The sequence below is a fragment of the uncultured Agrobacterium sp. genome, assembly GCF_913777885.1.
In the GTDB taxonomy this organism is placed as follows: domain Bacteria; phylum Pseudomonadota; class Alphaproteobacteria; order Rhizobiales; family Rhizobiaceae; genus Agrobacterium.
In genome coordinates this window covers 85,930-107,954 of record NZ_CAJYTV010000008.1, presented here as the reverse complement: position 1 = coordinate 107,954, position 22,025 = coordinate 85,930, and the positions used below count along the sequence as shown (strand labels likewise).

Below are 22,025 nucleotides of genomic sequence, written 5' to 3'. Positions count from 1 at the left end.
AAGCAACAAAAATCGAAACCGATTTAAAATTATACGATCGTCATGAACCGTTTAGATTCATAGGCTTCACGTTTGGCCACGGGTTGTCGATGGAGAGGCTCGATTAAATAGCAATTGGCGCCCTATTGACAGAAGAAATGGGAATTGTAAGCTCTCCAAAATTGAAAGCGTTTTCAATTTGTGGTCGTCAAAGTTTCAGAGGGAGGAGAATGATGACGAACTTTTCTAAGAGGGCTTTGTTCCTGTGTGGCAGTCTTTTGGCCTTTGCCGCGTCTGCGCACGCTGCCGAAATCGCCATGGCCGCGAACTCCACTGGCAAGAACCTCAACTTCATTCGTGAGCGTCTGACCGAATTCGAAAAGCAGAGCGGCCACAAGGTGAAGCTTGTGACGATGCCGCCGTCGTCAAGCGAACAGTTTAGTCAGTACCGGCTGTGGCTCGCAGCTGGAAACACGGATGTGGATGTTTATCAGACCGATATCGTCTGGGCTCCGCAGCTTGCCGATCAGTTCGTCGACCTGACGGCTGCGGCGAAGGACGTCATCGCTCAGCACTTCCCGTCTGTGGTTGCTTCGCAGACAGTGGACGGCAAACTTGTTGCCATGCCGATGTACACCGACGCGCCGGCAATGTTCTATCGCAAGGATTTGCTCGACAAATACGGCAAGCAGCCACCGAAGACCTGGAAGGAAATGGCGGAAACGGCCAAGGAAATTCAGGACAAGGAACGCGCCGCCGGACAGAAAGACATGTGGGGTTTCGTGTTTCAGGGCAGCGCCTATGAGGGCCTGACATGCAACGCCCTCGAATGGGTGGCATCTGCTGGCGGCGGGCATATCGTCGAGACCAACGGTGACATCAGCATCAACAATGAAAAGGCTGCCGCCGCACTTGAAATGGCCAAGAGCTGGATCGGCACTATCGCTCCGCAAGGTGCGCTCGCCTACAAGGAAGAGGAGGCCCGCGGCGTCTGGCAAACCGGTAATTCGGTGTTCATGCGTAACTGGCCTTATGCCTATGCTCTGGGCAATGGTGCAGATAGCGCTATCAAGGGCAAGTTCGGCGTCGTGCCGCTACCTGCGGGCGCAGAGGGTCAGGCACCTGCTTCGACCTTGGGTGGCTGGAACGTCGCTGTCTCCAAATATTCGAAGAGCCAGGATGCAGCCATTGAACTGGTGAAGTTCCTGACCTCTGCCGAGACGCAGAAGAAGCGTGCGGTGGAGCTTTCCAACATGCCCACCATCGCGGCACTCTACGACGATAAGGATGTAGCTGCCGCGCAGCCCTTCATGCCGCAATGGAAGCCCATCTTTGAAACGGCGGTACCGCGTCCGTCCGCAGCTACGAAGGTGAAATATAATGAGGTGTCGTCCAAATTCTGGGGTGCTGTTCACAACACGCTTTCCGGCTCCGGTACGGCCGCAGAAAATCTCGAGCTGCTCGAAGTCGAGCTGACCGATCTCAAGGGAAGTGGCTGGTAACACTTAAAACGCGAAGCGGTATCGCTTGCCGCTTCGCTTCCCGTCCAATCGGTGGAAACTCTCATGAAAACTCCTGTCCCTGATCGACCGGCGGCGACGGTCGGCTCCGACCTGCAATCGGAAAGGCTGCGCTCCGCGTGGCTGTTCCTCGCCCCGACCTTCCTCGTGCTCGCCCTGGTCGCGGGCTGGCCTCTCGTCAGAACCGTCTGGTTCAGTCTGACGGATGCCTCTCTGACCAACCTCTCCGACGCGCAATTCGTTGGCCTGAAGAATTACATTTCCTGGATTACACTCAGCAGCGGTCGCACCATTTATCGTGGCCTTTTGGCAGACCCTGTCTTCTGGGGTGCCGCCTGGAACACGGTGAAATTTACAATTCTCTCAGTGTCGCTGGAAACGGTTCTCGGTCTTATCGTCGCGTTGGTGCTGAATGCCGAATTCAAGGGCCGAGGCCTTGTCCGCGCCGCGATCCTCATTCCCTGGGCCATTCCCACCATCGTTTCGGCGCGCATGTGGTCGTGGATGCTGAACGACCAGTTCGGCATTCTGAACGATATGATGCTGAGTCTTGGCCTCATCAGCCAGAAGATCGCATGGACGGCCAATCCCGAGACGGCGATGACCGCCGTACTGATCGTTGATGTCTGGAAAACGACGCCCTTCATGGCGCTCCTCATCCTTGCTGGTCTGCAGATGGTGCCCAAGGATATGTATGAGGCGGCCAGGGTCGATGGCATCCACCCGATCAAGGTGTTCTGGCGTGTCACGCTGCCGATGATCCGCCCGGCCCTTATGGTCGCGGTCATCTTCCGTATGCTGGACGCGATGCGCGTCTTCGACCTGATCTACATCCTGACACCGAACAATGCGCAGACCCGGACCATGTCGGTTTTGGCACGTGAGAACCTCTTTGACTTCGACAAGTTTGCTTATGGCGCTGCGGTTTCGACCATGCTGTTTCTCATCATCGCCTCGATCACCATCGTCTATATGTGGCTTGGCCGTGTCAACACTGATGGAGGCGCAAGATGACGGCAACGACGGTTCTCAAAAACACCGCCTTCTACGCGCTCGTCGCCATTATCATCGTAGTGGCCGTGTTCCCCTTCTACTACGCCATCCTGACGAGCTTCAAATCTGGTACGGCGCTGTTTGAAATCAATTATCTGCCGAAGACTTTTTCAATCGGCAACTATGCCGACGTGCTGGCCAATGACAGCTTCCTGCGCAATCTCGGCAACTCTTTGCTGGTCGCGACCTGCGTCGTCGCGTTGTCTCTGCTTCTGGCCGTGACTGCCGCTTACGCTCTTGCCCGCGTTCGCTTCCGGGGTCGTGCTCTGCTGCTGCTGACGATCCTTTCGGTTTCGATGTTCCCGCAGATCGCGGTGCTGGCGGGTCTCTTCGAACTGATCCGTTGGGCAGGCCTTTTCAACACCCCCTTGGCGCTGATCTTCTCCTACATGATCTTCACGCTGCCCTTTACCGTCTGGGTGCTCACGACCTTCATGCGGGACCTGCCGGTTGAAATCGAGGAGGCTGCGATTGTCGATGGCGCTTCGCCTTGGGTCATCATCACGCAGGTTTTCTTGCCGCTGATGTGGCCGGCATTGGTCACGACGGGACTTCTCGCCTTCATCGCGGCCTGGAACGAGTTCCTGTTTGCGCTGACCTTCACCTCATCCAACGAGCAACGCACGGTTCCGGTAGCGATTGCGTTGCTCTCGGGAAGCTCCCAGTTTGAAATTCCCTGGGGAACGATCATGGCGGCTTCCGTCATCGTCACCGTCCCACTCGTTATCCTCGTTCTGATCTTCCAGCGACGCATCATTTCCGGCCTGACAGCCGGTGGCGTCAAAGGCTAGGAGAAATCTCATGACCAGCATTCAACTGCGAAACTTACGCAAATCCTTCGGCGCCTTCGACGTCATCAAGGGCATCGACATGGATATCCGTTCCGGCGAATTCATGGTCTTTGTCGGCCCATCCGGCTGCGGAAAATCCACGCTTCTGCGCCTGATCTGCGGCCTGGAGGAAATCACCGGGGGCGAGCTTTCCTTCGAGGGTGAGATCGTCAATCGCCTGACGCCGGCCAAGCGCGGTGTCGCCATGGTCTTCCAGTCCTACGCGCTTTATCCGCATATGACAGTTTTCGAAAACATGGCCTTCGGCATGAAACTCGCCGGTTCCAGCAAGGAAGAGAGGCGCAAGCGCGTGGAGGCAGCAGCTGAGATGCTGCAGCTAACCCCTTACCTGGAACGTCTGCCCAAGCAGCTTTCGGGCGGACAGCGCCAACGCGTGGCGATCGGACGCGCCATCGTTCGCGATCCGAAGGTCTTTCTCTTCGATGAGCCGCTTTCCAACCTCGATGCCGCCCTTCGCGTCGCCACCCGTCTTGAAATCGCCAAGCTCCACCGTAGCATGCATGACACGACGATGATTTACGTTACCCACGACCAGGTGGAGGCGATGACGCTTGCGGACAGAATTTGTGTGTTGCGGGACGGCCGTGTCGAGCAGATTGGCACGCCACTTGAGCTATATGAAGCCCCGGTCAACACCTTCGTCGCGGGCTTCATCGGCTCACCGAAGATGAATTTTATCGGCGGCCGTCTTGCAGAAAGCCATGGTGCGCATTCGATCGGCATTCGGCCAGAACATATCGTCGTTTCAGACGGTGCGGGTGGCTGGACGGGCGAGATCGTCCACTCCGAAATGCTTGGCTCCGATAGCTACATATACGTTGATATCGGCGCGGACGAGCCGCTCGTCGTTCGCGAGGAGGGGGTTTCCCACCGGGCGACGGGAGAGACGCTCAAGTTATCGCCCTTGCCGGAGCACATTCACCGTTTCGATCAGGCGGGCGTTTCGCTGAGACGCGCAGAAACACGCGGAGCCGCCTGATCAATTTCCGTTCACTGGCGTTAACAAGCAGCGCTGGTTCATCAAGGAGTATCTCTATGACCATCAATACCGTCGTGTGGGGTGAAAATATCCACGAACACATCAACGAGACCGTTCGTGCTGTTTACCCAAACGGCATGCATAACACGATCGCCGATGCCCTGAACAGGGACCCGGAGATCAACGCAACGACCGCCACTCTGCAAGAGCCAGAACATGGTCTTTCGCAGGCGAGATTGGACCAGACCGACGTGCTGGTCTGGTGGGGCCACAAGGACCATGGCGCAGTTCAAGACGAAATCGTCGAGCGCGTGGCGAAGCGCGTCTGGGAAGGCATGGGCCTTATCGTTCTCCACTCAGGCCACTTCTCCAAACCGTTCAAGCGGCTGATGGGCACCCCATGCGCGTTGAAATGGCGCGAGGCCGGCGAACGTGAACGCATCTGGACCATCAATCCCCGCCATCCGATCGCGGCTGGTCTGCCGGAGCATTTCGAACTGGAAAACGAGGAAATGTACGGAGAGCAGTTCTCCGTTCCCGAACCATTGGAAACCGTGTTCATTTCCTGGTTCCAGGGTGGCGAGGTGTTTCGCTCAGGCCTGACCTGGCGCCGCGGTGCGGGCAATATCTTCTATTTCCGCCCAGGGCATGAAACATATCCCACCTACCATGACGACAACATTCAGAAGGTGATCAGCAATTCGGTCAAGTGGGCCTACAATCCAGTGGGAGCGCTCAAGAGCATTCACGATGCGCCGAACGTGCCCGTCGAACAGGCGCTCGAGCCGATTGAGGAACGCGGCCCTAAACTGCACCAGGCTGGTGAAGCAGGTTACAGGTAATCCATTATGAAGCTACTTATTCTTGGAACCGGTGGTATGGCGAACACGCACGCCACCCACTTCTCTCAGATTTCGGGCGTGGAAACCGTCGCCGCTGTCGATGTCGACGAGGTGATCGTGCGCGCCTTTGCTGCACGCCACAACATACCGTTGACCTTCACCTCGCTGGATGATGCTCTTGCATGGGGTGAATTCGACGCTGTGGCAAATGTCACGCCGGATGCGATCCATCATCCGACCAGCCTCAAGTTGTTGGCTGCTGGAAAGCATGTCTTCTGCGAAAAGCCTTTGGCGGAAACCTATGGTAAAGCCGCGGAAATGGCAGATGCCGCCGAAAAGGCAGGCTTGGTTGCCATGGTGAACCTCACTTACCGCAACGTGGCACCGCTTCAGGAAGCGCGCAAGATGGTGCTGGAGGGCCGTATCGGCAAGCTGCGGCATCTGGAGGCTTCCTATCTCCAGAGCTGGCTGGTGTCGAAAGCCTGGGGCGACTGGATGACGGAGAGCAAATGGCTCTGGCGCCTTTCAACCAAACACGGCTCGAACGGCGTTCTAGGCGATGTTGGCATTCATATTCTCGATTTTGCATCTTACGGTGCGGGCAGCGATGTGGAGCGTATCTTCACGCGCCTGAAGACCTTCGACAAATATGAAGGCAACCGGATCGACGTCTACGACCTCGACGCCAATGACAGTTTCACCATGACGGCGGAACTACAGAATGGCGCCATGGGGGTCATTCATGCCACCCGTTGGGCGACCGGCCATCTGAACGAGCTTCGCCTGCGCCTGCATGGCGACAAAGGTGCGCTTGAGGTCGTTCATACGCCCGAATATTCGACACTGCGCGGATGCCTTGGCGACGATATCGAAAAGGCGATCTGGCGCGATATCGAGCCGGAGCCGGTGCCGACGAATTATGAGAAATTCGCCAAAGCCGTGATGGAAGGCGGGGTCGCCGATCCCGATTTCCGCCACGCCGCCAACCTTCAGAAGGTGCTCGATCTCTCGATCGTCACCGATCGTGAACGACGCGAGATTGCCGTCTGAGGTTAAGAACTACGATGTCGATATTAAAGGTCGGGGAGCATCTAGCCCCTCGGCCTTTTTTGCTGCTTCGTGTCAAAAGACCCGCAAAACGGTATGTTAACAGGTGCCGTTCTAAGGTGACCCAGAAAGTGTCCAGGTCTGGCCGTCTGTTATATTGAGGCGATCCTGTCCAAAACTTAGACCTTTCTTTACGTGGGTCATGGTGTGCCGATGTCTTCACCGGTTCCTCGTCTGCTTTATGTATTGAGTTATAGGCCGGTGAACTGACATGGCGATGAACCAGAATGTGATGGACGAAGCGAGTTATCGCGAACCCACGCATGGGCCGGAGAACCTGTTGCGACTCTTCGCGCTTTTGTGGCGAAACATTCTTCGTATCATCCTCAGCGGGCTGCTGCTGGGCATGGTTGCATTCGGCATTTCACTGCTGATGCGCAATTACTACCAGGCGACCACACAAATCCTGCTCGACCCTGAAGGCTCGCGAATTCTGGAAAGCGAATTGTCCACCCAGCCGCGGGCGGTGGACTCGCATGTGCTGAACCAGCAGTATCTGCTGACGTCCAATGAGCTTCTGGCCCGTGTGGTCGAGAAGGAAAACCTCGAGGATGATCCGGAGTTCGGCGCGTTCGGATCCGAGTACACCGACAGCAGAAGCCGCACTCAGCTTGCCATCGATAGGCTGCGTAAGGCTCTGTCCGTGGCGATCGTCGGTAAAAGCTTCATCGTCAATGTAACGGTGCGGTCGAACAGCCCGGAGCAGGCGGCGAAGATCGCCAATACCGTTGCCAACACGTACCTCCAGCTCCGTTCCGAAATGAATACCGATACGCTGAAACGGACGGGGGGCAGCCTTTCCGCACAGCTCGAACAGCTTCGAAAAGCTGTGGAGGATGGAGACCGCGCCGTTCAGGCCTACCGAGCCACGCATAATCTTGCAAATGTTGCCGGTCGCCCTGACATCGAACAGCAGATCACCGATGCCAATGCCGAAATCGCCCGCCTATCCGGCACAATCGCCGAGAACGAGGCCCTGGTGTCCGAGCTGACGCAGGCGCGCAACGACAGGCAATATCTGCGATCCATTCCAGACACGTCTCTCACGCCCTCGATCATTTCTCTGAGGGCGCGCTATCAGCAAAGCCAGGAGGAGCAAGCCGTTCTTGCCACCTCGCTTGGCGCGCAGCATCCCGCGCTTCGGGCGGCGAGAGCCAGAACCCAGTCCCTGGCAACGATCCTTGACGATCAGCTTCGCAACTTCGCGACCACCACGTCGCGCAATCTGGATCGACTGAAAAATCAGTTGGCGCTTCTTCAGGCCAATCTCGACACTCTCAAGCGCAATCTCAATGGTGAAGAAGACACCATGGTTCAACTGCGCGAACTTCAACGCAAGCTCGACAGCGATCGCGCTGTCTATGAGTCCTTCCTGTTGCGCACCCGCCAGCTATCGGAGCAGCAAAGCGCACCCGCAGAAAATCCAAGGATCATTTCAGTTGCAGAGGCGCCGTTGCGCAAGGCCGGACCGCCGAGAGCCCTGATTGCGGCAGGTGCCGGACTGTTCGGTATGATTCTTGCGGCAGGCTTTCTGGTGCTGCGCGACCAATTCGGCGGGCGAAACGCAGTCGTGATCGCGCCAGGTCCGGCAAACGTCATCAACCGCTTTAAACGGTTGAAGGCTGCAAAAGCCGAAAAGGCCGTTGAAACGCTTGCCGAGCCGACCGGAGCGCCCAATGCCGGCACTGTCGAGGAGGCGAGTGCGCCCACCCAAGTGGAAGCGCCCGTCACGCCATCGGAGCCGGTGCGTAACCCTGTGCTTCGGAAGTCCGGCATCATCTCCGGCACTTATAGCAGCGCTCTTCTTGCACGAGACACGGACGATTATGCCGGGGTTGTGAAAGAACTTTGCGCTTCCGTTCCCCTTGCGAAGGGTTATGCGGTTCTGGTGGTTTCTACCGGTCTGAAAAACCGCGCCTCCAACGCTGCGTTCAATCTGGCCCATGCCGCCGCTCGGTTGGGACGGCGCGTCTTGCTGGCGGATGGCGCGAGCCGCGATCCTGCCTTGACGGCCATGTTGCTTGGCTATTCTCCATCCGTAAAAGACTATGCCGCCGAACCCCATGGTGGAGTGATTGCCGATTTCGAGGAGACGTCGCTTCTGAAATTTTTGCCGGCGGGCGCCGATCTTGAGGCACATCTGTCCGGACATATGGTGAATGATGAGAATGAGGCTTTCGATCTGATCGTCGTGGATGGCGGGATTGCTAGCGCACATGCAGCATCGAGTTCGATTGCAAGAATGATTGATGAAGTCGTTCTCCTTGAAAACGAAGAGGACGCAGGAAGCACTGTCCTGTCGCTCGTGGCTCTCGAAGAAGGCGGGCTGAAGCAGGCGCGTGTGGTTCGTCAGGACCATGCCGGCCTTCACTTTTGAGGCTGGTTTGGCACAGACTGGACACCTTGCGATGAAGCGCTTTCCATTCCTCGGCAAGGGCCTGAGATCGATGGGTCTCAGCGTGCTGTTCAATACCGGGCTTCGTGGGTCGACGCTTGTCCTGCGTTTTGCCCTCTCTTTTTATATCGTCAAATTCATGGGTTTGGAGGCGGCCGGCATTTACGGTCTGGCGCTTGGTGTCGTCACTACAGCGCCCGCCATTCTTGGGTGGGGTCTCAATTATTTTATTGCCCGCGATGTCAGCGGCAAGTCGAATGGCGTGACCGGCGCCTATATGAAAACGCGGCTTGCGGTTACGGTCGCTTCGCTGTCGATCGTAACGCTGCTTTTGGTGGCCTGCGCCTTCCTCTTCGACTATCCAATCAAGCCGCTTTATGTACTCGTTCTTATTGTCGTGTGGTTGGAAACCATTTCCTGCGATATCCATATGCCCTTGATTTCCAAGGAAATGTCGAGCGCTGCCAATATTCTGTTTTTCTTGCGCACCACATCCTGGGTTCTGCCGGTCATTGCACTGGGGCTGCTGTTCTCTTCGTTTCGCAACATTGAGACGGTGTTCGCCGGATGGGCGCTCGGATATCTCGGCATGTTTGCCGGGCTTTTTTATTTTTTGCGGCACTGGCCGCTTGCGCGGATCGTCAGAACACCCATCCGCTACGATTGGATCAGGAGCCGCATGCGCCGCTCCTGGCTCATCCACATTAGCGATATGAGCAATGTCGGCCTGGTCTATGCGGACCGCTACATCGTGTCGCTGTTGCTGACCTTGTCCCTCACGGGCGTCTATACGTTCTATTGGTCGCTGGCGAATGCGTTGCAGACGTTGATTTCGACGGCGGTGTTACAAATCGCCATTCCCAAATTATTCAAAGCCTATAGCGATGGTTCGATCAATGAGTGGCGTCGCATGATGATACGGCAGTTCGTCAAGACCGCAGTGGTCGGGCTCGTTCTCGGGGCAGCGATCTTTATTGCAGGAAGCATCGTCGTAAAGTTCATGAACATGCCAACGCTTAGCGAGTACAAGGGCATTTTCGCGCTGCTGCTGCTGACGGCGGCGGTGCGTGCCTGTACGGATCTGATGGGCTTCGGATTAAGCAGCCTTAGAAAAGACGGCTCCTACGCCTTCGTCAACCTGTCGAGTGTGATCCTATCTGTCGGAATGAGTTTCCTTCTCATCGGCACATTCGGCTTCATGGGGGCGGGGCTTGCCGCGTTTGTGACCGCGCTGATAACGGCATCCATTTCGGGGATCATGCTCTGGCGGGCGTCCAGAATTGTTTAAAGCTATTGGAGTCAGCCGGTGGGCGGGCGAAAGAGGATGGGCATGGCAGTCGGTCAACCGCAGAAAAGTGTCATCGGAAAACTCTTGAAGGCGCTCTATCACGCCACGATCCGTTGCCTGCCTATCAAGCAGGCGACGCAGTTGCAGTATTTCCGCTATCATAAGCTCTGGCCCAACATTGATCATCCAAAGACGCTGAACGAACATCTGGTCGCCCGCAAAATCGCCTGGCGAGAACCGGCGGACGATCCGCGCCTGATCCTCTTAAGCGACAAGATTGCGGTCAAAGCGCATGTGGCGAAACTGCTTGGCGAGGAATGGGTGACGCCGACGCTTTGGCGGGGCAAAAATCTCGATGATTGCCCGGCGCTGCCGTTTCCTTACGTGATCAAGGTCAATCACGGGTCGGATCGAAACATCTTCGTCTATGGGCCGCAGGATCTGGTTGGCGCGAAAGAGAAATGTGACGCCTGGCTTCAGGGCCGCACCGCTTGGCGACTTGCGGAGGAATGGTACAACCACATCGATCCAGAAATCTTTATTGAGCCCTTTATCGGCGAAAATGGCGAAGCGCCGGTTGATTACAAGCTCTTTTGCTTCGAGAACGCCATTCCCTGCATCCAAATCGATACAGCACGCTTCAGCGATCACCGGCGTTGCTTTTATGACGAGAATTGGAAGAAGCTGCCATTCGGTCACTATTATCCGATGGAAGACAAGGAGCTGCCGCGTCCGCCGCACCTCGATGCCATTCTTGCCGCAGCCCGGACGCTTGCGCAAGGCTTCGAGTTCGTCCGTATCGACTTCTACGACAAGCCGACCGGGCCCGTCTTCGGTGAGATGACGTTCTGCCCAACCTCCGGCTTCGGTGCATTTCGACCGCCATCGACCGATGCCTGGCTTGGCACCTTCTGGCGCGACACTCCAAAGGGCCACCGTCGCCCATCAGCGGACAGTTGATCGAAGCAGGATGTGGACGAACGGTCATGCGCCATCGCGCTGCCGTCTGAAGGCTTACATGGGGCGCTTTGCGAGCACCATATAATTCACATCCATGTCGGGAGAGAGATTCCACCTGTCTTGCAAGACATTGTAGAACACGCCCGTGTGATGAGTAATTTCCAGCCCGTTCGCCTTCAAAGGCGTTTCCAGTTCCTCGGGTCGCACCAGCTTTTCATATTGATGTGTTCCGCGTGGCAGCCACTTCAACACATTTTCTGCTGCAAATATGGCAAGCGCGCGGGCCTTCAGCGTCCTGTTGATTGTTGCTGCGAACATCAACCCGCCGGGCCGGACCATCTGCGCGCAGGTCGTCAGGAAAAGATTGACGTCGGCCACGTGTTCGACCACTTCCATGTTGAGGATTACGTCGAATGTCTCGCCCGCGGCCTGCAACTGCTCGGCCGTAACGGCGCGGTAATCGACGCTTACGCCGCTCTCGCGCGCATGGGTAGACGCGATGCCGATGTTCTTCTCAGATGGATCGGCGCCAACGACATCAGCGCCCATCCGCGCCATTGGCTCCGACAGGAGGCCGCCGCCGCAGCCGATATCCAGGAAACGCAGACCTTCGAGAGGGCGATGCGCTTTTGGGTCGCGACCGAAATTCTCGCAGACACGGTTTCGAATATATTCGAGCCTTACCGGGTTGAATTTATGGAGCGGGCGAAATTTGCCGGTAGGGCTCCACCATTCCGCGGCCATGGCGGAGAAACGATCCACTTCGCTCTGGTCGATCGTCGTTTTCGCGGTCTCGCTCATGGTCATCTCCTAAAATTCTATGATCCTGAAGTCGGATGCTTGAAAGGTGAAGTCAAGGGGCTGCCTGCTATGGAGCAATGGTTTTGCGCGGCCCATAGGCGCAAGGAACCGTTTTGCCGCCCTTTCGTTTCATGCTGCGTTCAGCAAGGCAGCGTATTTTTACAGCGCTGAGTGCCGAACAACGGTGGCCAGTCCTTTGCTTGAGGAGAAAAAAGTGAAGAAGAAATTATTAGGTGCAATTGCACTGCTGGCGCTCGCTGCTGCGCCCGCGCTTGCGCAAGCGGCGACGCGCGGCTTTGCCACCGCCAACGTCAATATGCGCTCCGGTCCAAGCACGGCCTATCCGGCGGTGGTGGTTATTCCAAACGGCGCGCCTTTGACGATTCATGGCTGCCTGTCCGACACGCCCTGGTGCGATGTATCGTTCAGCTATGGACGCGGCTGGGTCGCCGGGCGCTATATCCAGACCACCTATCGCCAGAACCGCGTTTACGTAGAACCGCGCTACTACCGTGATCTCGGCGTTCCGGTCATTACGTTCGAGGTTGGCCGTTACTGGGATCGCTACTACCGCGACCGCGACTTCTATCGCGAGCGTGACCGCTGGCGCCGCCCGCCGCCCTCCGGCGGTTATTGGAATGCACCTCCACCATGGGCCGACCGCGATCGCCCGCGCCCGCCACGCGAGGAGTGGCGTGATCGCCGCGGCCCTGGCCCGAACGACGGACGCTGGGAAGAGCGCTATGGCAACTGGGACCAGAACGACCGTGACCGCCGCGATCGTGAGCAGCACCGCATCGAGCGAGACAGAGAGCGCGAGCGTGACCGCGACAGGGACCGTCCGCGCTGGGAGCGCGAGGGTAACCGCGACGGTCAACGCGATCGCAACTGGAATGATGGCGAGCGTCAACGGCGTTGGCAGGAGCAGCAACAGCAGCCGTCCGATCAGGGTGGCGGAATGTGGTGCCGTCCTGGCGATCGCAACTGCGAAGGCCGTTAAAAACTTAAAAGCCCGGCGCTAGGCCGGGTTTTTTTTTAGGAGTGATCTTTTTTCTTAGGTCCGCGCTTTTCGAAAGGCTTGTCTTTCTTGCCCTCGAACTTGCTGGGCCTGTCGCCAGCGGCATTAGCCTTTTTCTTCCAGGGCTTGTCTTCGCCACGGCGCTCACCGCCGAAATCACCCTTGCCAGCAAACTTCTTCTGCGCCTTTGGCGGACGGGTGTCTTCACGGCTCTTGCCCGTCATTTCGGGCTTGCCTTCGATGGCCTTGACCCGAATACCCTTTTCGAGCGTCATGTCCTTGCCGAGAGCGGACTCGAAGCGGTCGACGGCATCAGCCGCCAGTTCCACGTAGGTTTCCGTCTGCTGCATGCGGATCGCGCCGATATCCTGGCGTGTCAGCTTGCCGAAGCGGCAGAGCATAGGGATCAGCCAACGGGGCTCGGCATTCTGCTTGCGGCCGACCGAAAGGGTAAACCAGGCGCTATCGGCGAAGTCCGAACGGTCGCGGCGCGGTGCATTGTTCTCGACGTTTTCGAAGCTGTCGCGACGTGGCTTGCGGCCATCAAGGGCAACTTCGGAAATGTCTTCAGGCGCCGAGCGACCAGAGTGATACATCCGCACAAAGGCCGCAGCGACTTTCTCCGCGCCATGCTGCTCCAGAAGCTTGGTGACGAAATCGCGCTCGTCATCGGTGACAGGCTCGTTCAGCGACGGATCTGCCAACAGGCGTGCACCATCGCGTTCGACGATCTCGTCGGCGGAAGGTGGATGAACCCATGCGGGGCTGATTTTTGCGCCTTCGAGAAGACGTTCGGCCTTGCGACGCTGGTTGACGGGAACGACGATTGCGCTGACGCCCTTCTGACCGGCGCGGCCGGTACGGCCCGAACGGTGAAGAAGCGTTTCGGAATTGGTCGGCAGGTCGGCATGGATCACGAGTTCCAGCCCGGGGAGGTCGATACCGCGCGCAGCCACGTCGGTGGCCACGCAAACGCGGGCGCGGCCGTCACGCATGGCCTGAAGCGCGTGCGTGCGCTCGTTCTGCGATAGCTCGCCGGAAAGGGCGACGACAGAGAAACCACGATTGTTGAGGCGCGCTGTCAGGTGGTTGACGGCAGCACGTGTCGAGCAGAAGACAATGGCGTTGCGCGCCTCGTAGAAACGCAGCGCGTTGATGATGGCGTGCTCGCGATCCGAAGCGGCGACCATCATGGCGCGGTATTCGATATCGACGTGCTGTTTCTGCTCTGAAGCAGTCGCGATGCGCACGGCATTCTTCTGGTAGCTTTCGGCAAGCTTGGCGATGCTGCGCGGGACAGTGGCCGAGAACATCAGCGTCCGGCGGTCTTCGGGCGATTCCTCCAGAATGAATTCCAGATCTTCGCGAAAGCCGAGATCGAGCATCTCGTCAGCTTCGTCCAGAACAACGGCGCGCAGCGAGGAGAGGTCGAGTGCCCCACGCTTGATGTGGTCGCAGATACGACCCGGTGTGCCGACCACAATATGGGAGCCACGTTCCAGCGCGCGGCGCTCGTTGCGAATATCCATGCCGCCGACGCAGGAGGCAATCGAGACGCCGGCAAATTCATAGAGCCACTCCAGCTCGCGCTTCACCTGCATGGCAAGTTCGCGCGTGGGCGCAATGGCAAGAGCGAGCGGAGCGCCAGCCTGGCCGAAACGTTCGCTATTGCTTAGAAGGGTACGCGCCAGCGCAATGCCGAAAGCGACCGTCTTTCCCGAGCCGGTCTGCGCCGAGACGAGCGCGTCCTTGTCGGCAAGTTCCGGATCCAGCATGGACTGCTGAACCGGGGTCAAGTCTTTATAGCCGCGCTTCTCCAACGCCTGCGCAATCGCAGGGGCGATACCCTGAGTGTCTGTCATCTACCGTCTTTCGGAATATGGATGCCTGCATTTGTCCCAAACGGACGACGCCACACAGGCCGTTGAGGCCACTATGGCCATTTCATGTGGCGCGCTTTTACTGCCATTGGCCGCATTTGTACAGTGCGGGGCGGTACGCTTGCCGATTTTGCGCTTAGGCCCGCTTCAAGGTCGACACGGGTAAGCCCCCAGAACCGTACCGCATGGTTCACAAACGGCATTGCATGGCCTTATCCTTTTCGCTAAGAGACCCGCAACCTGCAAGCCCGGTCTTTCTGGGAGCGGGATGTCTTCTTATCTGCCGCTCGCGCGGCGCAGTGGGATGGTACTGGTCTAGGCTATGGCTCGCATTGTCATGAAATTCGGCGGTACGTCCGTCGCAAACCTTGAACGTATTCACAATGTCGCACGGCATGTGAAACGTGAAGTGGATGCAGGCCATGAAGTGGCCGTGGTGGTTTCGGCAATGTCCGGAAAAACCAACGAACTGGTCGACTGGGTACAGAACACGCCCAAAGTCGCTGGCGCCAGCGGCTCAGCATCCTTTTACGATGCCCGCGAATATGATGCCGTGGTCGCCTCCGGTGAGCAGGTCACATCCGGTCTTCTGGCCATTGCGCTTCAGTCCATGGGTGTGAACGCTCGCTCCTGGCAGGGCTGGCAGATCCCGATCCGTACCGACAATGCCCATGGCGCAGCCCGTATTCTCGACATCGATGGTTCCGATATCATTCGTCGCATGGGCGAGGGACAGGTGGCTGTTATTGCCGGTTTCCAGGGTCTCGGTCCGGATAACCGCATTGCCACCCTTGGACGTGGCGGTTCCGATACATCCGCTGTGGCTATTGCCGCTGGCGTGAAGGCTGATCGCTGCGACATCTACACCGACGTCGACGGCGTCTACACGACTGACCCGCGCATCGAGCCAAAGGCTCGCCGCCTGAAGAAAGTGGCATTCGAGGAAATGCTTGAAATGGCGTCTCTCGGTGCCAAGGTTCTGCAGGTCCGTTCGGTCGAGCTTGCCATGGTCCACAAGGTTCGGACCTTCGTGCGCTCCAGTTTCGAGGACCCCGATGCGCCGGGCATGGGTGACCTTATCAACCCGCCCGGTACTTTGATTTGCGACGAGGATGAAATCGTGGAACAGGAAGTCGTAACAGGCATCGCCTATGCCAAGGATGAAGCACAAATCTCGCTGCGCCGCCTCGCGGATCGCCCCGGCGTTTCCGCTGCGATCTTCGGCCCGCTGGCGGAAGCCCATATCAATGTCGACATGATCGTGCAGAACATCTCTGAAGACGGCTCGCGCACGGATATGACGTTTACGGTTCCCTCCGGTGACGCTCCCAAAGCGCTGAAGGTTCTGGAAGACAACAAGGCGCAGATCGGCTTTGACGTGGTGCAGAACGAAACCGGGCTTGCCAAGGTGTCCGTCATCGGCATCGGTATGCGCAGCCACGCGGGCGTGGCTGCTAGCGCGTTCAAGGCGCTGGCCGAAAAGAATATCAACATCAAGGCGATCACCACCTCGGAAATCAAGATTTCCATCCTGATCGATGGCGCCTATGCCGAACTTGCAGTTCGTACTTTGCATTCTGCCTATGGTCTGGATAAAAGTTGATTCTCTGACTTTGGCACACGGCACTCGATTCTTCTGAAACGTGCGTTGTCCCGGTCAAATGCCGTCGCGCAAAACCGCCTTGCGATTTTGCGATATCGACATGCGTGAAGCGACGACCTAAAGCTTTAAAGGTGAATCTTAAAATTCGCACACGCTTTAGGGGTACCAATTTCAGCTTGTCGCTGTAAAAGGTGCGCTATAAATTTGATTGAACCTTTCGTGCGAACCCCTCACTTCGCACGTTCGGCATTCGGGAGCATACGCGATGAGAGACCTTTCTGCAGGTCCGCGCGTCCTTCTCAGGCGGCTTCGCGAAATGATGGCGGAGCATCTTGAGCCGCAGGAGCGCCTCGACCAGATTGTCCGGCAGATTGCCAGCAACATGGTTGCCGAAGTGTGTTCCGTTTATGTGCTTCGCTCCGACAGCATTCTTGAGCTCTACGCTACTGAGGGCTTGAACAAGGATGCGGTGCATCTTGCCCAGTTGAAAATGGGGCAGGGCCTTGTCGGTACGATCGCCGCTTCCGCCCAACCGCTCAATCTTTCGGACGCGCAGGCGCATCCCGCTTTCCGCTATCTCCCTGAAACGGGCGAAGAAATTTACCATTCCTTCCTCGGTGTGCCGATTTTGAGATCCGGTCGCACTCTTGGCGTTCTTGTCGTTCAGAACAAGACCAGCCGAACATACCGGGAGGATGAAGTTGAAGCGCTTGAGACAACCGCGATGCTTATTGCGGAGATTGTGGCGAGCGGCGAATTGAAGAAAATCACCCGCCCTGGCGTGGAGTTGGATCTGACCAGAGCCGTCTCCATCGACGGTGACGCCTATGCCGAAGGTATAGGCCTCGGTCATGTGGTTCTCCACGATCCGCGCATCGTCGTGACCAATCTTCTCAACGAGGACGCCGATACGGAAATTCGCCGGCTGGCCGAAGCGATCGGCTCATTGCGTCTTTCTATCGACGACATGTTGCAACGTCGTGATGTCGCCACCGAGGGCGAGCATCGCGAGGTGCTTGAAACCTACCGCATGTTCGCCCACGATCAGGGCTGGGTCCGCCGCATGGAAGAGGCGATCCGCAACGGTCTGACAGCCGAAGCTGCGGTCGAAAAGGTGCAGAGCGACACCAAGGCGCGTATGATGCGCCTGACAGATCCCTATCTGCGCGAGCGGATGCATGATTTCGACGATCTGGCCAACCGACTATTGCGCCAGTTGATGGGTTTTGGTGGCAGAAGCCCCGAACACGAGTTTCCGCTCGATGCCATCGTTCTGGCGCGCGCCATGGGTGCGGCCGAGCTTCTCGATTATCCACGTGAAAAGCTGCGCGGACTGGTGCTGGAAGACGGCGCGGTCACAAGCCATGTGGTGATCGTTGCCCGCGCCATGGGTATTCCGGTCATCGGCCAGGCGACCGGAATCGTGGCGCTTGCCGAGAATAATGATCCGATCATCATCGACGGGGATGACGGCAAGGTTCATCTGCGTCCCGTCACGGATTTGCAGCGGGCCTACGAGGAAAAGGTTCGCCTGCGTGCGCGGCGTCAGGAACAATTCCGTGCGCTGCGCGACGTGGAACCGATCACCAAGGATGGCCAAAAGGTCAGCCTGAAAATGAATGCTGGCCTGCTGGTGGATTTGCCGCAACTGGAAGAGTCAGGCGCGGATGGCATCGGACTTTTTCGTACCGAACTGCAGTTCATGATTGCCTCCAACATGCCCAAAGGCGAGGAGCAGGAGGCCTTCTATCGCAGTGTTCTGCGCCAGGCCAAGGGCAAGCCGGTAACATTCCGCACGCTTGATATCGGCGGCGACAAGGTCGTCTCCTACATGCGCGGGCAGGAAGAAGAGAACCCGGCACTCGGCTGGCGCGCCATTCGTCTTTCGCTCGACCGTCCGGGTTTGTTGCGTACTCAGATGCGCGCGCTTCTGCGCGCGGCATCGGGGGCGGAATTGAAGATGATGTTGCCGATGGTGACCGAAGTCTCGGAAATCCATGCGGTCCGAGATTTGATGCAGAAGGAAGTTCAGCATCTTTCCAAGTTCAGTCATGCGTTGCCGCGCAAGCTTCAATTCGGGGTCATGCTGGAAGTGCCGTCATTGATGTGGCAGCTCGACGAATTGATGTCGGAAGTGGATTTCGTCTCGGTCGGTTCGAACGATCTGTTTCAGTTCGCGATGGCTGTGGATCGCGGCAATTCCCGTGTTTCGGATCGGTTCGACAATCTCGGCAAGCCTTTCCTGCGTATTCTGCGCGATATTATCCGTGCCGGAGAACGAAACAAGACGCCGGTGACGCTGTGCGGAGAAATGGCCAGCAAGCCCTTGTCCGCCATGGCCCTGATCGGGCTCGGTTACCGTTCGATCTCAATGTCGCCCACGGCGATCGGTCCGGTAAAGGCCATGTTGCTCGGGCTGGATGCGGGTCTGCTCGCAGAAGAGTTGAATGCGGCTTTGGACGACAACAAGTCGTTCGAAAATACGCGCGATCTGCTGGTTCGGTTTGCTGCGACGCATTCCATCCCTATTTAACACGATGATCTTAGAGTGGAGTATGTGACAGGTGGCGAAGCTTCCCGTCGACAAAATGCGTGAGCTTGAACGACGCTTCGGTGAAATCGAGGCGCGTATGTCTGAAGGCCCCGCCGCAGACGTGTATGTCAAGCTGGCCTCCGAATATTCGGAATTGCAGCCTGTGGTGAAGACCATTCGCGAATATGAGAAAGCTCAGGCCGAGGCTGCGGACCTCGAAGCGATCCTGTCCGACAAGACCATGGATCGGGATATGCGTGAGTTGGCCGAGGCTGAGCTTCCAGAGCTGTCCGAGCGTATCGAAGCGCTGGAGAAGGATATGCAGATCCTTCTTCTGCCCAAGGACGCGGCAGATGAGAAGAGCGCCATTCTGGAAATTCGTGCCGGCACCGGCGGATCAGAAGCAGCGCTCTTTGCTGGCGATCTTTTCCGCATGTATGAGCGTTTTGCTAGCGGCAAGGGCTGGAAAGTGGAAGTCCTTTCGGCAAGCGAAGGGGAAGCGGGCGGCTTCAAGGAAATCATCGCCACGATCAGCGGTCGCGGCGTGTTCTCAAAACTCAAATTCGAGTCCGGCGTGCATCGCGTGCAGCGTGTGCCGGAAACGGAGGCGGGCGGACGCATCCATACATCTGCCGCAACCGTCGCCGTTCTGCCGGAAGCCGAGGATATCGATATCGAAATTCGCCCGGAAGACATCCGCATCGACACGATGCGTGCGTCCGGCGCCGGAGGTCAGCACGTCAACACGACGGATTCGGCCGTTCGCATTACCCACCTGCCGACCGGACTGATCGTTACCTCCTCGGAAAAATCGCAGCACCAGAACCGCGCCAAGGCGATGCAGGTTCTGCGCTCGAGGCTTTACGACATCGAGCGACAGAAGGCAGACAGCGAACGCTCCGCCGACCGCAAGAGCCAGGTGGGGTCGGGTGATCGATCCGAGCGCATCCGCACCTATAACTTCCCGCAAGGTCGCGTCACCGACCACCGCATCAATTTGACGCTCTACAAGCTCGACCGCATGATCGAAGGCGACATAGACGAGTTGGTGGACGCGCTGATTGCCGATTATCAGGCGGGCCAGCTCGCGCAGCTTGGCGAGCAGCGGTGAAGTCCAGTTTAACAGTTCAGGCTTGCGTGGCCGAGGCAAAGCAGCGCCTCAACGCTGCCGGCATCGCCGATCCGACAACCGATGCTCGTCTATTGATCGGCGGGGTCATTGGCTTTTCCTTGACAGATTTCGTTCTGAATGGTGCCCGTCCGCTTCAAACGGATGAGGTGGATCGGATCGAGGCCTTGATTGCGCGGCGCGAGAGGGGAGAGCCAGTTCACCGCATCCTCGGACGCCGTGAGTTCTACGGGCTCGATTTTCTGCTGTCGCAGGGGACGCTGGAACCCCGTCCTGATACGGAGGTGCTGGTCAACGCTGCGCTGCCATATGTCCGCGCTGCAGTGCAGCGTAAGGATGCGGCGCGTATCCTCGATATGGGAATCGGAACCGGCGCCATATGCCTTTCGCTTCTCCACGCAGTTCCCGAGGCAACAGGCGTGGGAAGCGATATCTCGCAAGACGCAATTGCGACTGCGCGTGGCAACGCAGAGCGGCTTGCACTTGCAGAGCGCTTCGAGACAATCGAGAGCGACTGGTTCGAGCATATTTCGGGACGTTTCGACATAATCTTGTCAAACCCGCCCTATATCAGAACCGATGTCATCGATACATTGGATCGCGAAGTTCGCGAATTTGATCCGTTCATCGCCCTAGACGGCGGTGTGGATGGGCTTCTCCCGTATAGAGTTATAGCTGAAAAAGCAGTGGATTTTCTCGAAAGCGGTGGAGTGGTCGGGGTCGAAATAGGCTACGATCAGATGGCAGATGTAACCACCATATTTGCATCCAAGGGATATGAATGCGCCAACCGCGTCAAAGACTATGGCGGTCATGATCGCGTATTGATATTCCGCAGATAGGTCGAAAAACAGCTGTGGATGTTTTGTTCAAGGATATTTTGCAAAGCAAAAGAAAAGGCTTGGATTTCCGCAGGAAGCGGGCTAGTTTGCGGCCACATGCCGGGTGGCTGAGGGCGAAATAAGATTCGCCAGGGTTTGGATCAGTCCCGAAGCGGGTTCTCTTGGAGAGCTCTGAAAGGCTGGGCATTTCCGGCATGTGATTCAGGAAACTTTGTTCGCAAGCGGCTTGATGCAGCATATGCGCATCCGGTCGGAAAACGCGAAGTCTTGTCTCTCAAGAGAGCAGGGCGCGTAATGGTCGCGGTTCAGGAGAAGCGTTTTGTTGCTCGCCTGGATCGCATCGAAATACGAGAATTATCAGCAAAACAGAATTCAGGTGAGCAATTGATGAGGCCAGGACAGCAAAACAAGCGCGGCCGGGGGCGTAATAACAACAACAATAATAACGGCGGCGGTAACAACAACAATTTCAACCGTAAGGGTGGAAATCCGCTGACCAGGACTTATGACAGTTCCGGCCCTGATGTTAAAATTCGCGGCACTGCTCAGCATATTGCGGAGAAATACGCTGCTCTCGCACGGGATGCGCAAAGCTCTGGCGACCGCGTTATGGCTGAAAACTATCTCCAGCACGCCGAACACTACAATCGCATTATCTTGTCTGCCCAGGCGCAGATGCAGGAACGTTTCCAGCGCGACGATCGCGGCGATTACGGCAACGATCGTGATGGCGACGATATGGATGGCAATGAAAATGACGATGTCGTCGTTGTGCTGCCCGTTGCGCATGAGCAGAATGAACAGCGCGCCCAGCGCCATGATCAGCCCGAGCGCCAGGAGCGTCCCGAACGGCAGGATCGTCAGGACAGAGGTGAGCGTCGCGATCGCCGGGACCGTCAGAACCGTCCTGAGCGTCAGCCGCGTGAAGCGCAGGCTGAGGAAGGTGCCGAGACCGTTGTAGCTGCAGCGCCTGTACCTGTCGCGCCTGTTTACGATGCAAGCTCCGCGCCACAGCCGGTCATCGAGGGTACGCCCAAGGAAGTGGCTGTGGAAGAAGAAGCTCAGGCTGAAGCCGGTGCAAGCGAGCGCGCACCGCGCCGTGCACGCAGCACCAGCCCGCGTCCCCGCCGCCCGCGCCGTACCGCCGGTGCCGAAGAGGCAGAAGGCGCTGAGCCTTCCGAACTGGAGAAGGCAGCCGAATAAGCTCTGTCCTCAACACTCACAAAAACAAAAAGCGATGGGTGC

Annotated in this window: 17 protein-coding genes; 15 read left to right on the top strand and 2 right to left on the bottom strand. The window is 57.6% G+C overall.

Annotation, left to right across the window (positions count from 1 at the left end; translation table 11 throughout):
* Positions 1 to 212: 212 nt before the first annotated feature.
* The 9 genes from QZ869_RS06050 (at position 213) to QZ869_RS06010 (ending at position 10,974) form a co-directional block, all read left to right on the top strand.
* Positions 213 to 1,481, top strand: coding sequence for an ABC transporter substrate-binding protein (locus QZ869_RS06050; RefSeq protein WP_296103241.1), 1,269 nt, complete (start codon positions 213 to 215; stop codon positions 1,479 to 1,481).
* Between the two features lie 63 nt (positions 1,482 to 1,544).
* Entirely contained in the window at positions 1,545 to 2,513 is a 969-nt protein-coding gene (locus QZ869_RS06045) for a carbohydrate ABC transporter permease (RefSeq protein ID WP_296103238.1), read from the top strand.
* Positions 2,510 to 3,343: a carbohydrate ABC transporter permease gene (locus tag QZ869_RS06040; protein ID WP_296103235.1), complete on the top strand. Its 834-nt coding sequence runs from the start codon at positions 2,510 to 2,512 to the stop codon at positions 3,341 to 3,343. The genes QZ869_RS06045 and QZ869_RS06040 overlap by 4 nt, the downstream gene beginning before the upstream one ends.
* A 10-nt stretch (positions 3,344 to 3,353) precedes the next feature.
* Entirely contained in the window at positions 3,354 to 4,382 is a 1,029-nt protein-coding gene (locus tag QZ869_RS06035; RefSeq protein ID WP_296017744.1) for an ABC transporter ATP-binding protein, read from the top strand.
* Between the two features lie 56 nt (positions 4,383 to 4,438).
* Positions 4,439 to 5,224: a ThuA domain-containing protein gene (locus QZ869_RS06030; RefSeq protein WP_296103234.1), complete on the top strand. Its 786-nt coding sequence runs from the start codon at positions 4,439 to 4,441 to the stop codon at positions 5,222 to 5,224.
* Between the two features lie 6 nt (positions 5,225 to 5,230).
* Complete coding sequence (locus QZ869_RS06025) at positions 5,231 to 6,274, top strand: Gfo/Idh/MocA family oxidoreductase (protein WP_296017749.1); 1,044 nt, start codon at positions 5,231 to 5,233, stop codon at positions 6,272 to 6,274.
* Positions 6,275 to 6,542: 268 nt separating this feature from the next.
* On the top strand, positions 6,543 to 8,708 hold the full coding sequence (locus QZ869_RS06020) for a GumC family protein (protein WP_296103232.1): 2,166 nt from the start codon (positions 6,543 to 6,545) through the stop codon (positions 8,706 to 8,708).
* 31 nt (positions 8,709 to 8,739) lie between these two features.
* Positions 8,740 to 10,014, top strand: a complete 1,275-nt coding sequence (locus QZ869_RS06015; protein WP_296103230.1) for a hypothetical protein — start codon at positions 8,740 to 8,742, stop codon at positions 10,012 to 10,014.
* Between the two features lie 42 nt (positions 10,015 to 10,056).
* Positions 10,057 to 10,974 (top strand): ATP-grasp fold amidoligase family protein, encoded by a 918-nt coding sequence (locus QZ869_RS06010; RefSeq protein ID WP_296103229.1) that lies wholly within the window; start codon positions 10,057 to 10,059, stop codon positions 10,972 to 10,974.
* Positions 10,975 to 11,028: 54 nt separating this feature from the next.
* Here the strand turns inward: QZ869_RS06010 and ubiG are convergent, their stop codons facing one another.
* Positions 11,029 to 11,775, bottom strand: a complete 747-nt coding sequence (gene ubiG, locus QZ869_RS06005; RefSeq protein WP_296103227.1) for a bifunctional 2-polyprenyl-6-hydroxyphenol methylase/3-demethylubiquinol 3-O-methyltransferase UbiG — start codon at positions 11,773 to 11,775, stop codon at positions 11,029 to 11,031.
* 214 nt (positions 11,776 to 11,989) lie between these two features.
* On the opposite strand from ubiG, the gene QZ869_RS06000 reads away from it, so the two are divergent.
* Positions 11,990 to 12,775, top strand: a complete 786-nt coding sequence (locus QZ869_RS06000) for an SH3 domain-containing protein (RefSeq protein WP_296103225.1) — start codon at positions 11,990 to 11,992, stop codon at positions 12,773 to 12,775.
* Positions 12,776 to 12,810: 35 nt separating this feature from the next.
* On the opposite strand, the gene QZ869_RS05995 is transcribed toward QZ869_RS06000, so the two are convergent.
* Entirely contained in the window at positions 12,811 to 14,655 is a 1,845-nt protein-coding gene (locus QZ869_RS05995) for a DEAD/DEAH box helicase (protein ID WP_296103223.1), read from the bottom strand.
* A 340-nt stretch (positions 14,656 to 14,995) separates the two neighbouring features.
* On the opposite strand from QZ869_RS05995, the gene QZ869_RS05990 reads away from it, so the two are divergent.
* The 5 genes from QZ869_RS05990 to QZ869_RS05970 all read left to right on the top strand — a co-directional run bounded on the left by QZ869_RS05990 (position 14,996) and on the right by QZ869_RS05970 (position 21,983).
* Complete coding sequence (locus QZ869_RS05990) at positions 14,996 to 16,276, top strand: aspartate kinase (RefSeq protein WP_296014179.1); 1,281 nt, start codon at positions 14,996 to 14,998, stop codon at positions 16,274 to 16,276.
* 265 nt (positions 16,277 to 16,541) lie between these two features.
* Positions 16,542 to 18,809: a phosphoenolpyruvate--protein phosphotransferase gene (gene ptsP, locus QZ869_RS05985; protein WP_296014182.1), complete on the top strand. Its 2,268-nt coding sequence runs from the start codon at positions 16,542 to 16,544 to the stop codon at positions 18,807 to 18,809.
* A 31-nt stretch (positions 18,810 to 18,840) separates the two neighbouring features.
* On the top strand, positions 18,841 to 19,920 hold the full coding sequence (gene prfA, locus QZ869_RS05980; RefSeq protein WP_296014187.1) for a peptide chain release factor 1: 1,080 nt from the start codon (positions 18,841 to 18,843) through the stop codon (positions 19,918 to 19,920).
* Positions 19,917 to 20,780 carry a peptide chain release factor N(5)-glutamine methyltransferase gene (prmC, locus tag QZ869_RS05975; protein ID WP_296103221.1) on the top strand — a complete coding sequence of 288 codons (864 nt, stop codon included), beginning with the start codon at positions 19,917 to 19,919 and terminating at the stop codon, positions 20,778 to 20,780. Before prfA ends, prmC begins: the two co-directional genes overlap by 4 nt.
* Before the next feature lie 387 nt (positions 20,781 to 21,167).
* Positions 21,168 to 21,983: a DUF4167 domain-containing protein gene (locus tag QZ869_RS05970; RefSeq protein WP_296099346.1), complete on the top strand. Its 816-nt coding sequence runs from the start codon at positions 21,168 to 21,170 to the stop codon at positions 21,981 to 21,983.
* Positions 21,984 to 22,025 lie beyond the last annotated feature (42 nt).